Origin of the sequence: Galbibacter orientalis DSM 19592, assembly GCF_000260115.1 — a bacterium.
Lineage (GTDB): Bacteria > Bacteroidota > Bacteroidia > Flavobacteriales > Flavobacteriaceae > Galbibacter > Galbibacter orientalis.
Genome location: NZ_JH651379.1, coordinates 399,681 through 414,230, shown reverse-complemented (window position 1 = coordinate 414,230; position 14,550 = coordinate 399,681). Strand labels below are relative to the sequence as shown.

Genomic DNA, 14,550 nt, shown 5'->3' with positions numbered 1-14,550 from the left:
TTAAAATTTAATATTCGCCAACTTGAACAATTTCACCTAAATGATTTAAGCGTATTTTTATAATACCATATATACCAGACAATCCCTCTCTTCTCCATGTAGTATTTTTTAATGTATTGTTATTTTCAACAGTAGTTTCTAGGTGGTGTCTAAAAAAATAGTCCTTAATGGTGAATTTCTGAACTCTAAATAAATTTGGTGAAATTAAAGAAGCATTTTTTTGGTCAAGTAAATCTATTTCAGTCGGATTAAAATCTTCTGAAGGAAAGACAAACATTTCATTTTGCTTCATTGTAAATTTAAATGTCCAACCCAAGCTTTTATTATACTCTTTATCGATAATAGGTAAGCCTTCATTGACTCGAATGACCGCTTCATAGAAAGAAACCACTTTTTCTTGTAGGTTGCCATCTTCATCTTCATAAATAGCAACATGATGGTTGTTTCCTGTACTAACATAATCTACAGGGATTTGTTCTTTATTTTCAGTTAAAACCTCTTCGCCTAAATGATTTTTTGCTGTATGCAGGGGTTCTGCATTGCTTACCCCTTTTATGGTTGCTCGTTTTACACATATTCCTTTAGCTTTATTTAGCCAAATGGGGTTTCTCTCTATATCGGAAAAGGCTTCTCTAAAATCGCCATTGTATTGATTGATTCGCTCTTTGAGAGCTTGTTTTACCTTTTCGTCAATTACTTTATCTAACTGTTTTTCGTTTTTAAAATTATCGTATGAAATGTCTTTTCTAATAGTAAAAACCTCTTCAAAACAAAGTACTTCTTTAAGCGGTTCATCACTAATCAGTAGAGGATTTTTTTTTAGCGTTTTACTGTTAAAAGCAATGTCACTATTATGGGCATATTTTTCTAAGTGATTTAAAACTTTTTCTCTTTGTCGTTTGTCAATAATTAACTTGGCTTGCTCAAGTGTAAAGCTTTTATTAAGCTTAATGTGTTTCTCCAACGGTTGCTTTATTTTACCATAAATAGTTTCTTTATGAAGCTGCCCGCGAGGAGTGAGTTGTACTTTAGTATTAAATTTGTCTTTTTTTATACGCTTGGTTTTGTTAATATTATTAGTAACTACCTTATTTTTATTCTTAAAAGAAACCAAAATTGATTCGATATGCTCTTTTGCTTGCAATCTAAAGTTTGGCAAAGGAGCAATAAACCGTCGTTTTTTATTACCCTCTTTTTCGGTAATGGTACTTTCTATGGCAATAATGGCAGCGTGTTTTTTATGGCCTTCATCTCTTCGTGCATTCAAATGATTTAGGTATTGAATGTGACTATGTGTAGAGAAAGCAACCGTTAATGCATCTATTGCGTGATGACGATGGTCGTTTCGTTTGTTCCAATCTTCAATTATTTCAACTTCTTTCATTTTTTCGGCACCAATATCATAGCGTTCAATTTTTTCAGTAAGACCAAGAGCTTTATATTTTGGAAAATTTAGCTCTTTCATTACATTAATTAAATCCCAGTCTTCACGAAGTTTATCTGTGATGCTTCCAGAAGTAGAAACAACAGTTCTACATACTTCATAAAGCATTTTTTTAGCTTCTTTAGTGATGTATTGACTGTTTCGCAAATCACGTTCAATAAAGCCGTCGGGTAACTTACTTTGCAGCATTAGGAGCTTGTTGCGTTTGGCTCTTGTAATTTTTCTATCTTTATGCAGTGATTCAACCCTTTCGATATAATTTTCTAAATTAGGTGCATAATCGTTGGCTATAAAATCGTAAGCAGTTCGATTGGCTTTTTTAAGATTATCTTTTTTAAACGCCAAGGTTTTGTTAGAAAACGAATCATCAAACAACAATGCTTTAGGAATAATATGCTCGATATCTATTTTGTTGCTGAATAATTCTTGAGGTTTTATTTCTGTATCCGTAAAAATATCTTTATATCCTCGAGATGCTAATTCTTGCCATAATCGATAACGAACCACATCACTTTTGGTAGGATTTGGAATTCCAAATTCTTTAATAATGGTTTTTCTATAATCGTCATTTCGCCTAGTGGCATCAGCAATGCTTTTGGTCATATTGGCACGTTCCTTTGCTGATTTTTTGAGTTCTCTAGTAAGTTCTATTCTTATTTCATCTGGCTTTCCGTAGGTTTCAATAACTTGATTAACTACATTGACCATTTGATTAAGGATTTTTTCAACTACTGGATTTCGTAAACTATTCTTTTTTAGAAGTTCAAGTATAGGTTTTAATGGCCTTTTGGCTTGCTCTTCGGCGGTTAAAAAATTGGAGTGGTTGTAGCCTGTTAAATCGCAAGCCTCAGAATATACATTGTTTTCTTTTAAATAAGGAAGTATATTGCAGATAGCTTTTGCAGATAAATTACCATAATCGGGCTGTAAGCTTATGTTTGTGAGTAGTTTTGTGTATTCAGGTTTAAATCCGTATTTCTGATGTAGTTTTTTCTTCAACGATACGCTTGAATTCCCATATAACACTTTATCTTCTTCTGAAATTTTAAAATCTTCTTCAGCGGAATATAGTAAGTGCCACAGTTGGTAACTGGTTTGTTTGTCAAAATTAGCTTGGGTAAAATCAAAATCTAAAATGGAAGCATCAATACCTAGTTGAGGAAAAATGTTTTTAAGTTCTTTGTTAATTTCGCTGGCAGTTTTCTTTGCCCAGTCAAATCCGTAACCTTCATTTTCAGCAATGATTTGATAGACATTATAAAGTGCTGCATTGGTTCGGTTGCCTTCAATTTCTTCAAAATTGCATTTCCATTGAGAAACTTTACCTAAAGAGATGTAATTACCTAATATTTTTAAAACATCATTTGGTTTTAAATTACCACGTAAGTTCAATTCTTCAAAAACAGTTTGTCGAATGTCTTCGTCAAGCTTTATAAATTCAATAATTTCGCCTTCATCAGAATTTCTAAATTCTAAACTGTTTAAATTTTGCCATATTTTAAACTCTTGAAATAATGGAGACGATTTTGGAATTACTTTTCTGCCAACAGTTCTTGTTTTAGACTTTCCAGTTTCTTTCTCTATATACGTTTGTTCCCAACTTTCAAACTGACAAAAACTAATTAAGCTTTTTTGAGATTTTAATTTTCGTTGGTAAAAAATGATAACATCTCTAATTTCTTCTTTTAATGTATGGGTTAATTGTGGATAAAATTTGGCTTGGGTTTCCCATATGGTTTCAAATTCATCTAAATAATCTTGGCGATAAAATACTTGATTTCTAAGTGAAGTATGTGGGGTTTTTACTAGTTGCCTATACAAGTTTTCGCCTACCGTTTCTTTATTGAAAAATAGTTCTTTACTTCGGTCAGATATTGCTCCAAGGTAACCGCTCGATTTGTTGATATCGTTATTGATTTCTTGTAAAGCAATGGCTAAGTACTCTAAATTAAGTTTTTGGGTTAAGCCTTCTGTCCGCCATTTATAGCGTTCTAACCGTTTATCGGAAGCTTTTCCAATTTGTTTAATTCCTGCAATATCAAAAGGTTTTTTGCAGATTGCCCAAGTTTGACTTTTGTTTTTGTCTTTTAGCTCTTCAAAAAGAGTATCGGTTAAAATATCGAAATAATATGTTTTTTGATTGTTCCAGATGTTTTTAAATTCTTCTTGTAAATCAGAACGATAAAAATCTGGAACATATTTTTTATTCTTTTGAAGCAAATTAAGCACATATTGTCCTGGTGTTAAATTCTGTTCATATAAATGTTTTGCCACGGCCATCCCGTCTATGGCTAGACCATCTTCATCACTATTTACTTTACGACTGCTTTTATATCCTCTTTTTTTGTTGATTGTCAATAAAATTTTAGCAAAATCTTTTAAATCAACTTTTTCTTTAGCTGATTTAGCTCTTAATTTTAAGGTTTGATGTGTAGTGTCTTTACCAGTTTCTGTTAGCGGAGTGTCTTTTGTAATGAAACCATTTTTTATCAGAATCTCGATGAGATTTCTCCTTCTTAATTTATAACGTTGTAGATTTCTTCGAGCTGATCGTTTTAAGGTTCTATCGGCATTAGTGGAAAGTGGACGACCTTTTTCAAAATTTGTTTTTTCATCAACAGTTAACGGGTTTACCCGAACTCCAAGTTTTATAATTTCAGAGGATTTCCCTTCTTTTTTTTCTTCTTTCGTGGCTTCGTTGACCAGCGCCCACCCAATACTATTTGTACCTAAATCTAAACCTAAAACTTTTTTCATAATGCTATTATTGATGTCGAAAAAATAAATATACAAGGATTTTATCTAACCTCGATGAGGAAAACCGTAATGAGATTAAATTTGGATTATATATATTTGTAGTACTGAAAGCAATTCACAATAAGGATTATTCCGTTGTGAAAACATTTAAGGCGGCACTTGTGTCGCCTTCTTTATTTTAAAGGAAGTCTAACCCTTAACTCCATCTTAAGAGAAGTTATGGAGTTTCAAAGTATATATTATTATTTAAATAGAGGATCGTCAAAAAAATCTTTTAAAGAAATCCCAATTAATTTGGTGAATTTGTATATAGTATGAATTGAGATTCCACGATTATCGGTAGTGCTTTCCCAACGATGTAGGACTTGACGATCAATCATATGTTCTTTAGCAAATTGTGAAGGCTTAGAACTAATATCCATGCGAAGGATTTTAATCCTTTTTGCGATTTTAATATTTAACTCTATATCTTCTTTCGAAAGCTTTGCCATACTGCAATTTTCACATATTTATTATATTTTATGTAAGCCATTTGGATTACAGATGTTTTTTTTTGTTATATTTGACTATCAATTAATGAATTAGCATTAAAATCATTGTGCTTAACATTGTTTTAGGGCATACTAATAAATATAGACCCCATATAAAAAGTTATCTATAACAAATGCTTTTTAGGATATTTAAGAGAGAAATTAAAATGTTTGGTTTTTTCCGTTATGGGGATGGAGTAACTGTATTTGACATTCTATTTAAGAAAAAACCAAAGAACCCAATATGATATTTTTAATTATAGGATACCCAGTTGCACTTTTTTAATTCCGGTAATCGATAATTTTAATCCTATAATTCACATACTTCATTTTTCATGGTATCCGGCCATGCTTCTATTAATAAAGATTTAATGTGGATTCTTTCTTGTCTTTAGAAGGCTAGGCAATTGCATGGCTTTGATAATTTCAAGTGGGTTTAGCATTTAATAAAACAAAATCTATTATGCCACACACAAACTTTGAATTATTAAAAAATAATGATCCCGCTGCTTTGGTTAAAATTCATGCGCAATATAACAGGAGTATCTTCTGGGTGGGAAAACGATGGCTCAATGATGAATTTGTGATAGCGACCTTGGTTCAAAATGTTTTTTTAAAACTGTGGGTTTGTAGAGACAGGATAGAAACGCCAAAACATATTTACTTTTTCTTAAAATTTGTGATGAAAAGAGAATGTATCTCCTACTATAGCAAGCCCAGAAATAAATTTTATAGAAAAACTTATTCCTTAGATAATTTCAATAATTACCAAGATTATATGGTAGGCTATGATCCAGAAAAAGTTGATACGCATCTTCAAGATCAGCAATTCGATCAGCAGCAGTTTGAAAAGCTCAAAAAAGTATTACCCCTATTAAGTAATGAGAGAAAACACCTAATAGAACTCTGTTTAAAATACGGTTTTCAATATAAAGCAATTGGTGCGGTGATGGGGAAAGGTATTACAGAGACCAGTAATGAGGTAAAAAGAGCCATAGAAGATTTAAAAACCATCATCCATCAGGGAGGTATGAAGGCAGTTAAGAAAAGACCAGCTATTGGGATAAAGATGCAAGGTGTAATGACCGAAGAACAAAAAAGAGTATTGGAGTTACGATGTAAAGAGAAACAATCTTTTGCATTTATTGCCAATGAACTTAAACTATCCCAAAAGGAAGTCCACAAAGAATTTGTGACCGCCTATAAGTTAATGCAAGAGCAACATAAGCAGCAATTAAAATCAGCATAGTTATGGGGAAATCAACACTGAAACTCACTCGAAAAATTCAGATACTAGTAGACCTACCAACCAAAGAAGAGCGGAAGGAGAAACTAGACAAATTATATCAATACCAGAATCGGTGCTTTAGAGCAGCGAATATTATGATGTCTCATATGTATGTGCAGGAAATGATTAAAGACTTTTTTTACCTCTCCGAAGGAATTAAGTATAAACTAGCAGATGAGAAAAAAGATAAAGATGGTATTTTGCAGCGTTCTCGTATGAATACAACTTTCCGAGTGGTGTGTGACAAGTTTAAAGGAGAAATACCAACCGATATTCTATCGAGCCTGAACAATACCTTGTTGTCCACTTTTAACAAGAACAAATCGGATTACTGGAAAGGGCTCTGTTCCCTTCGAAATTTCAAGAGGGACATGGCATTTCCGTTCCCTGCGAAAACAATGAGTCGAATCTCCTATAATCCTGATAAAAAGGCATTTTGTTTCCGTTTGTTTTCCATACCGTTTAAAACGTATTTAGGAAAAGACTATACTGATAAACGAAAATTATTAGAGCGTTTGGTTGAAGGAGATATGAAACTGTGTACTTCAAAGATTAAATTAAAGGATGGTAAAATCTTTTGGCTAGCGGTATTTGAAATTGAGAAAGAAGAGCATGCTCTTAAACCTGAAGTTATCGCAGAAGCTTCGCTTTCTCTTGAGTATCCTATAGTGGTTAAAACAGGCAAAACAAAACTAACTATTGGAAGTCGAGAAGAATTTTTATACCGAAGGCTAGCTATACAAGCCGCCTATAAAAGAACACAAGAAGGAATTACTTATTGTAAATCAGGAAAAGGGAGGAAGCGAAAATTAAAGGCTGTGGAGAAGCTTCGAGATGCAGAAACTAATTATGTATCCCATCGCTTACATTTATACAGTAGAAAACTGATTGATTTTTGTGTAAAAAATCAAGCGGGAACACTGATTTTAATAAATCAAGAGGACAAAATCGAGATTGCTAAAAAGGAAGACTTTGTCCTTAGGAATTGGAGTTATTATGAGTTAATGACTAAAATAAAATACAAAGCCGATAAAGCAGGTATTGAGCTTATTACAGCTTAATGATTTAATTTAGAGGGTGCTTGTACACCCGTAGGGTGAGGTTTATCTAAAGCGCTCACTAAATGCTTATAGCATATACAACGGCGTGGGCTTTCTTTATTTTGATAACCTTTAATTACTGGGATATGAAATAAGTCCACATCTGATTTATATTTTATAATATTGTATTTACGATGGCAAAAGAACAAGAACAAATAATTATATATAGTTCGGAAGTTATGTTCTAAATTAGATTCTATTATTTCTTATAAGGGTAAATATGCAGAAATAGCATATATGACTCATGGTCAATGTGATTCAGAGACAATATCTAGTTCATAAAATGTATCTTAAAAACTGGAATGCCACAAATTTCGACCACCTAAAAACAAAATTTATGCAACAGAAATTGTATATTTACAATAAGAACAAGGAAAATATTATGGCAACGGTAGATCTAAGAAATACCGTCAAGGAATACATAGATACTGCAGATATAAGACTTTTAAAAATGATAAAGGCGTTGGCTGAAAGTTATCAGAACGACGAGCAGGAGCTTATGTTAAGCGAAGAACAATATCGTAAGATCGATAAACGCAGAGAAGCCCATTTAAAAGGAGAAAGCAAATCCTTTACTTGGGAACAAGTAAAACAAAATGCAAGAAACGCCGGTTAATAGATGGCATATATCTTAGAAGTTAAGGACGAAGCCAATATAGAAATCATTGAAGCTTATCTTTATTACGAATTAAAACGTGTTGGATTGGGAGAAGAATTTTTAAAGCATCTTGACACTTATTTTGATAGGATTACAGCGAATCCAAAACACTCTCCTCAAAGCGTAAGCCTTATCGAGAAGCATTTATAAAACGTTTTCCATTCTTAATCATTTATGAAACTTCAAAAGATAAAGTGATTATATATTCAGTATTCAACACTTGGCAAAACCCTGAAAGAAAGAAAAGTAAATAACTGAAATTTGACACTTCCCTCCACTCTCGAGAAATTATATTTTCTGTAATCAGATAAACTACTTTCATTATGTTTTTTTAAAAAAAAATTATTGAGGTGACTCTTTAAGTTCAATTAGTGTATGCAGTAAGCTTTTTTGATGATATTAGTATGGATATCATTTAAAGACATAAAAAAGGGAAGCGATTTGCTTCCCTTTAAATCAATTGCATATATACATTAGAATTTATATCCCAATCCAATACTTAAGGCGTTAATATGTGAATCTACGTCTATGTCCTGGGCATCAGCAGCATCTTTGATATCTTTTGAGTACCTGTTGGTCAGCTCAAAGCTATATCTTGCTTCCACAAAGAAATTAGAATTAATCGCATAGCCTAGCCCGAAAGCCAAGTCCAGACCAAAGGTATTCATGACGTCTATTCCTTGTATTGAGGTATCTTCCAACATAAAGGTTGCCTGCGGTCCTGCTTGCAGATAAAAACCTGAATTTTCAATGTGATATTGAGCCATCACAGGAACAATCAGAAAATTTGTTTCCTCTGCATTGGCATAGTTTACGGAAGGTTGTAAATGAAAGCTCTCTGATAAGGTAAAGTCAGCTAAAGCTCCAACATAAAAGCCAGATGAATTTCCGGAATAAGAGACATCTTCAAAAGAATTAGAAGATTTTCCTTCCAGATTGGTATAACCGGCCTGAACACCAAAGCTTACTTCTTGACCAAAAGATGCCATCGCAGTTAATAAAGTACCTACAAATAGTAATTTTTTAAACATAGTAAATTTATTAAGGTTTAGAGAGGCAAATTTAAACTAAAAATTCAATTATAAAATATGTAAAGGATAAATCATGTCCTTCTTTTTCTTAATAAATGAAAATTAGATATTGTATAAAGATGCATGATTGGAATGAATTTAAAAAGCAGTAATCAGCACTGATTAAATCCTCTTTTTTTAGTTATAGAACGAATAAATGTGTCTATTTATCTATAAATGAAGCATCAAATGTTGAAGTTTAATAAATCAAAAAAAAATCCATTTTAAGTTTGAACTACTAAATATCTCCTAACCTAGAAAACCAACTAACGTATCAACTATTATGGATCAATATTACTGTCCCAAAATCAAGTATTTACTTTTTCTGTTATTTTTATTTATTGGATTGACAAAAGTGTTTAGCCAATCTTTTACTGAAACATATTATGATGGATCCGATTACGTTATCTCTTTAAGTAAAACGCATCATGAAGTTCAATTTGATTTTGAGTTTACTGCTGATGGAGGTGGAGGAGATTTTGTACATAATGAGGGAAGTGGAAACTTAAATATACTTTCAATGGATATTGATGATAATACAATAGAGCGAGTTACGATTAGGTGAAGCGATAAGGCAGGTATTGAGCTTATTACAGCTTAATTATTTAATTTAGAGGGTGCTTGTACACCCGTAGGGGTGAGGTTTATCTAAAGCGCTCACTAAATGTTTATAGCATATGCAATGGCGTGGGCTTTCTTTATTTTGATAACCTTTAATTACTGGGATATGAAATAAGTCCACATCTTATTTATATTTTATAATATTGTATTTACGATGGCAAAAGAACAAATACTTATATACGAGACTGAAAATGGTCAAACACAGATAGATGTTACGTTAAAAGCGGAAACAGTATGGTTAACTCAGACACAAATGATAACACTATTTGACTCTAGTAAAGCAAATATTAGTGAGCATATTAAACATATTTTAAGCTCCAGTGAACTAGAGGAAGCGGCAACTGTTCGGAAATTCCGAACAGTTCAAAAAGAGGGGAATCGCGAAGTAACTAGAAGCAGGCTTCATTATAATCTTGATATGATTATATCCGTAGGCTATAGAGTCAATTCCAAAAGAGGAATTTTATTTAGACAATGGGCTACAAAAATATTAAAAGAGTATTTATTACAAGGGTTTGCCATTAATGAAAAACTACTTCAGGAGCGAACCCAACAGTTACAAGAACTTAAAAATGTGGTGCAGTTACAGGAAAAAGTAATTTCTGAATATCCGCTTAATACTGATGAATCAGCGGGTCTTATAAAAATCATAGCACAGTATTCTAGGGCGCTAGATTTGTTGGATGATTACGACCATCAACGCTTGAGTTTGCCAGAACAGGGAAGTTATGAGGTGTATAAGATTACTTATGAGGAAGCCCGAAAAGCAATTGATGAATTAGGAAGACAAACTAAGTTCGAAGGACTTTTTGGAAGGGAAAAAGACGACTCCTTTAAAGGTTCTCTGGAAAATATTTATCAGACGTTTGGTGGAGAAGATTTGTACCCAACTACTGAAGAAAAAGCTGCACACTTACTCTATTTTGTAGTGAAAAACCATTCTTTTTCCGATGGCAATAAAAGAATTGCTGCCTATCTATTTGTATGGTTTTTGGATAGGAACAATATATTATTTACGAAATATGGTAGCAAAATCATTCCCGATAATGCATTGGTGGCATTAACGTTATTAATAGCGGAAAGTAACCCAAATGAAAAGGATATGATGATTAAAGTTATCGTCAACCTCATTTCTAGGACACATATCAAATAATCGCATTTTTTTGATATTATATGCATAGGCATATAATAACGGCGATTGCAATAAAACTATATGTATTTGCATATAGCTACCTTAAAAGAGTACACCTATTTTCATTTCAAAACTACAGATTACATAGCATCATTAATAAACCTATCATACCCCCAAATCTTACCAGAACTAATACTATTTCGCTTGGTTTTCAGGAGGGTTCATCCAATTCAAGTAGTGTGCTTCAACTTCAGGAGATGCCTTTATAAAACTTTGATAATGTCTTTTTATACGTTCGTTTTTATCTTTTAATTGCTGATTCGTATGTCGGTAACTTAGCGTACTAAAACCCAATACTAATAAAAGCACGATGTATATAATACTACATACTACTATCCATTTCGGAAATAGCTTGGACTTATCCATACTATGAATTAAGTCTCTTGTATTTGTAGCCTGCACCTTTTCAAATTGCGCTTGCCTTTTTAGATGTGTTTCCAACAGATCTTCAATTTGTGAAGTATCAGCTTTCACTTTTACTTCACGAAGTTTTTTTGACAGCCCCTCTAATTTAGCTACCGATACATTAAATTCTTCAATTTCCTCCGTCAGCAAAGCTGCTATTTCTTCTAATTTTGCCATTGTTTTCTATTTTAATAACCAATCCCAATCCCCGTGTCAATAGCTTTTTTAATAACATGTTTTGCCACTTTTTTAGCGATGGATGCTGCAAGATTAGCATTAAGGGTTACTGTTTGATTTACTATTTTAAGGGTGTTCTCTTTTGATAGTTTTAATCCTTTTGCATTGTTATAAGAAATCGCTTGTAGTATTTTACCTCCTGACATTTCTCTATGGACAGCACTTCCTTTTAGGTTATGCGATTTATAGGTAAATCGAAATCCCTGCAGTTGCTTGGATTTATTAATCACAGGAATCACTTTAACTCCTTGTTTCTGCATGCGTTTTATATACTGATCTACGGTTTTGGGTCTGGTTTGTAAAGTTTTTAAGTGTTGTTGTTTGATAAGTGCCCGAATGTGTAATAGCGATTGTTGTTTTACTTGTTGCACCTCTCTAGTGGTGGTTAAATGCATTTCTTTAGCCACTTTCTCTGCTGCCAATTGACTGTGCTTTCCTATATAACTGTCATTATAAGCCTTTCCATCAAACCCAATACGATTTACATACAGGTGAACATGAAGGTGTTTTTTATCTCGGTGTACAAAAGCCATTGCTTGATGCTGTTGTAGTTTCATTTGTTTTACAAACCTATCGGTGAGCTCTTCTAGCTTTTTTACACTCAATTTCTTTCCATCTTCCACAGTTGGACTGAGCACAAAACTCAAGGTGTTTTTCTGGCAACGGGAATTGGTATCTTGTATAATCTTAAATTCCTGAGTTACCGCTGAAGGAGTCTCTCCAGCTAAGTGTGCTTTATAGACCACTTCTGACATTTTTTCCTGATTCATTCCGTAACGCATGGAAGCCCCTGTATGTGCTATAGCCATTCCTTTTCCTATCATTTTTTAAAATTTTGCAAATGGTTTTTGATTTCTTCAGCGAGTTGGTAAACTTCATCGGTTAGCTTGGGATTCCTTTTTTTAAACATGTTCCCAATGCGTTTAAAATGATGATGGTACTGAATAAGGGTTTTATAAACCTCTATTTGTTCTTCGGTAAATCGCTCAATGATCTTGTCATCCAAAGCCGTCATCCGACAATAAGAACTCAAACTGAGGTTCGCTCTTTTTGCTTTGACCTGTAACAATCTCTTTTCAAATCGGGTACACCGAAATTTGATATAGGTTGCTTTTATTTTTACTTTGGCTTTTGCCATGATTTAATTATTTATATGAGGGAGTATTTCACTTTTTAATGCTGCACCCTTTGCGACCTTCGGGAGTAAAGCAAGATGGTTTTTGTGGCAACAAAAACACATCTTGAAATTGCTTCGCAATTACCCATCCGCTTTAGTTATCCACCACTGGTTTACATCTTCATAGCCTTTATATAATTCAGATTTATTGACAGCTCTTGAATGCGCACCCAATAAAAATTCGGTAGCTTTTTTACCTGCCTTATCCCGATCCAAATAGAGGGCTACTTGCTTGTAATCTTTCAAGTAATCAGCAGCTCTTTTAACAAATGCCACCGAGTTTAAAACAAGGAGGTCTGCTTTTTTAGAAAGGGTAGGGTCATAACAAGCCAGGGAAAGCAAATCAAACATACCTTCACATATGAGGAGTTTGGACTGTTGATTTTTGATAAGGGTAATATCTTTGGGAGAAACGCTGCTTTTATATAATTTGTTTCGAAGCTCATAACCCCCAGAAACATTTTTGAGTCCAATGGCAAAGTGCTTTTTATCCTCCAGCTTATAATGAACTTCTTTACAATAACACCGTGCTGCTGACGGTTTAATTCTTCGTGATTTAAGATAATCGAGTAGGGCAGGGTGGTGGATGGGCTTCACTTGAACAACTTCAATTCCAGACTCTTTTTCTAGACGAGGCGGCTGATGAAAAGAAAAATTAAAAGCTTCATGATCCAATAACTCCAAAGCTTCTTTAACCGAACATTGTTTTATCAGACAGATAAGGTCAATAACATTGCCTCCAATACCAGCTCCATGATCATACCATCGGTTTAAACGTAAAGACACTTTAAAAGAGGCTTTTGATTCAGACCGAAAAGGACTTAAAAACCAAGCTTCTTTCTCCGACTTCCGAGTGGGAAAATGTCCTAGTTTTGCCAATGTTTGAACAATGCAAATATTGCGGGCTGTTTCACAATTCAATAGTTCTTTTTTCATATGCTTTATTTTGTAAGTTTTTTTGATGATTTGATGAAAAAACACGTTCATCCCTTTAATAGATTGACCTCACAGCTTCATCAATTTTTCATCATTTCATCATTTTTAATTGTAATACCTAAATTCCTGTCATCACTTTTTATTTTGATGAAAGAATGATGACAATTTGATGACAGCCGTAGCCCTTATGAAACCTGACATTCGCTTATTCTGTCATCAAATCATCAAAATTTTTAATTAAAAATTCTTTTTCCACCGTGAAGTACCTTCCTTTTGCATCTTCCATATTGATATCGCCATTGCTCCAAATGGTAATTCTTTGATAGCTATTGGAATTTTTCTGGTTCTCCAGTTTCCACTCTCTTTTAAGCAACCTCCTTAATTGTGTAAGATCTGTTCTTACTCTTGTCTTGTTTAACATGTGCAAGGCATCAATAGGACATATAGCAATGGAATCGAGTTCATACTTATCCATGGCGCTTAAAAGAATACTCGCCAATTCTTTTTCTACTCTGTTTCTGTTATGCTTAATCAACCTATGAAGCGCAGGGGTGTAAATATCCTTTGGTGTAAACCACATCCGAGTTGTTTGACTATTTTGAAGTTTACGGTTCTTTAAAAAATGGAATGCTCATTCCAGGGGACAAGTAATTCATCAAAATGTCCTGCTATTGTGGGTGCTTTCACCAATTTATAAAATGTAGTACCAACCCTTATGTATGGTATTGTTTTCATATAACTATGATTTACAACCTGTATGTGAAATACAGGCTAATGAGGTAAATGTAAATAGCGATTAGAGCTAAAAACTATCGTTTCTTCAGGACATAGTCCAATGCCTCATTTTTGATCTCACATGCAGATTTGCGATCATTTCTTAAAAGCCACCCATTAAGGCGATCGATATCGAAGAATATCATTTTCCCATTCGGCTTACTATGAGGGATATTACCAGCAGCCGTTAGCTTATAAAGATAACTTCTTGATATGCCTGTATAATCACAAGCCTCTTCCAAGGTGAGTACCTTTTTAGAACCTAGCAAGAGGTTTTCAATTCTATCGAGTCTTTCTTCTAATTTAATGTTGTCCATTGTACCTATTTTTAAAGATTAATAATGAACAAAGCGCTTTGTTT

15 protein-coding genes are annotated in these 14,550 nt (G+C 33.4%); 6 read left to right on the top strand and 9 right to left on the bottom strand.

Annotated features, from left to right (window positions below):
* Positions 1 to 7: 7 nt before the first annotated feature.
* Positions 8 to 4,201: a type II CRISPR RNA-guided endonuclease Cas9 gene (cas9, locus tag JOOMADRAFT_RS01990; protein WP_008610988.1), complete on the bottom strand. Its 4,194-nt coding sequence runs from the start codon at positions 4,199 to 4,201 to the stop codon at positions 8 to 10.
* A gap of 242 nt (positions 4,202 to 4,443) precedes the next feature.
* Positions 4,444 to 4,692 carry a helix-turn-helix domain-containing protein gene (locus JOOMADRAFT_RS01985; protein ID WP_008610987.1) on the bottom strand — a complete coding sequence of 83 codons (249 nt, stop codon included), beginning with the start codon at positions 4,690 to 4,692 and terminating at the stop codon, positions 4,444 to 4,446.
* A 502-nt stretch (positions 4,693 to 5,194) separates the two neighbouring features.
* Between JOOMADRAFT_RS01985 and JOOMADRAFT_RS01980 the strand changes: the two genes are divergently transcribed.
* The 4 genes from JOOMADRAFT_RS01980 (at position 5,195) to JOOMADRAFT_RS20440 (ending at position 7,927) form a co-directional block, all read left to right on the top strand.
* The gene (locus JOOMADRAFT_RS01980; protein ID WP_008610986.1) at positions 5,195 to 5,980 is read left to right on the top strand and encodes an RNA polymerase sigma factor; all 786 of its coding nucleotides are present in this window, start codon (positions 5,195 to 5,197) and stop codon (positions 5,978 to 5,980) included.
* Between the two features lie 2 nt (positions 5,981 to 5,982).
* A complete protein-coding gene (locus JOOMADRAFT_RS01975) occupies positions 5,983 to 7,080 on the top strand; it encodes a hypothetical protein (protein ID WP_008610983.1) in 1,098 nt (365 codons plus the stop codon).
* Between the two features lie 376 nt (positions 7,081 to 7,456).
* On the top strand, positions 7,457 to 7,735 hold the full coding sequence (locus tag JOOMADRAFT_RS01970) for a hypothetical protein (RefSeq protein WP_008610982.1): 279 nt from the start codon (positions 7,457 to 7,459) through the stop codon (positions 7,733 to 7,735).
* A gap of 3 nt (positions 7,736 to 7,738) precedes the next feature.
* The gene (locus JOOMADRAFT_RS20440) at positions 7,739 to 7,927 is read left to right on the top strand and encodes a hypothetical protein (protein WP_245547641.1); all 189 of its coding nucleotides are present in this window, start codon (positions 7,739 to 7,741) and stop codon (positions 7,925 to 7,927) included.
* Positions 7,928 to 8,250: 323 nt separating this feature from the next.
* Here JOOMADRAFT_RS20440 and JOOMADRAFT_RS01960 read toward each other — a convergent pair whose 3' ends face one another.
* Entirely contained in the window at positions 8,251 to 8,808 is a 558-nt protein-coding gene (locus tag JOOMADRAFT_RS01960; RefSeq protein ID WP_008610981.1) for a porin family protein, read from the bottom strand.
* A 322-nt stretch (positions 8,809 to 9,130) separates the two neighbouring features.
* Here JOOMADRAFT_RS01960 and JOOMADRAFT_RS01955 point away from each other — a divergent pair, with 322 nt between their 5' ends.
* The gene (locus tag JOOMADRAFT_RS01955) at positions 9,131 to 9,412 is read left to right on the top strand and encodes a hypothetical protein (RefSeq protein ID WP_008610980.1); all 282 of its coding nucleotides are present in this window, start codon (positions 9,131 to 9,133) and stop codon (positions 9,410 to 9,412) included.
* 210 nt (positions 9,413 to 9,622) lie between these two features.
* On the top strand, positions 9,623 to 10,621 hold the full coding sequence (gene rhuM / locus JOOMADRAFT_RS01950) for a RhuM family protein (protein ID WP_008610979.1): 999 nt from the start codon (positions 9,623 to 9,625) through the stop codon (positions 10,619 to 10,621).
* Positions 10,622 to 10,795: 174 nt separating this feature from the next.
* Here rhuM and JOOMADRAFT_RS01945 read toward each other — a convergent pair whose 3' ends face one another.
* The 6 genes from JOOMADRAFT_RS01945 to JOOMADRAFT_RS01920 all read right to left on the bottom strand — a co-directional run bounded on the left by JOOMADRAFT_RS01945 (position 10,796) and on the right by JOOMADRAFT_RS01920 (position 14,506).
* On the bottom strand, positions 10,796 to 11,242 hold the full coding sequence (locus tag JOOMADRAFT_RS01945; protein WP_008610978.1) for a DUF6730 family protein: 447 nt from the start codon (positions 11,240 to 11,242) through the stop codon (positions 10,796 to 10,798).
* Positions 11,243 to 11,253: 11 nt separating this feature from the next.
* On the bottom strand, positions 11,254 to 12,111 hold the full coding sequence (locus JOOMADRAFT_RS01940) for a relaxase/mobilization nuclease domain-containing protein (RefSeq protein WP_008610977.1): 858 nt from the start codon (positions 12,109 to 12,111) through the stop codon (positions 11,254 to 11,256).
* Positions 12,112 to 12,122: 11 nt separating this feature from the next.
* Entirely contained in the window at positions 12,123 to 12,440 is a 318-nt protein-coding gene (gene mbpA, locus JOOMADRAFT_RS01935) for a mobilization protein MbpA (RefSeq protein ID WP_008610976.1), read from the bottom strand.
* Between the two features lie 120 nt (positions 12,441 to 12,560).
* On the bottom strand, positions 12,561 to 13,415 hold the full coding sequence (locus JOOMADRAFT_RS01930; protein WP_008610975.1) for a toprim domain-containing protein: 855 nt from the start codon (positions 13,413 to 13,415) through the stop codon (positions 12,561 to 12,563).
* Positions 13,416 to 13,620: 205 nt separating this feature from the next.
* Complete coding sequence (locus JOOMADRAFT_RS01925; RefSeq protein ID WP_050989636.1) at positions 13,621 to 13,995, bottom strand: hypothetical protein; 375 nt, start codon at positions 13,993 to 13,995, stop codon at positions 13,621 to 13,623.
* 229 nt (positions 13,996 to 14,224) lie between these two features.
* The gene (locus JOOMADRAFT_RS01920) at positions 14,225 to 14,506 is read right to left on the bottom strand and encodes a helix-turn-helix transcriptional regulator (RefSeq protein WP_008610974.1); all 282 of its coding nucleotides are present in this window, start codon (positions 14,504 to 14,506) and stop codon (positions 14,225 to 14,227) included.
* Positions 14,507 to 14,550 lie beyond the last annotated feature (44 nt).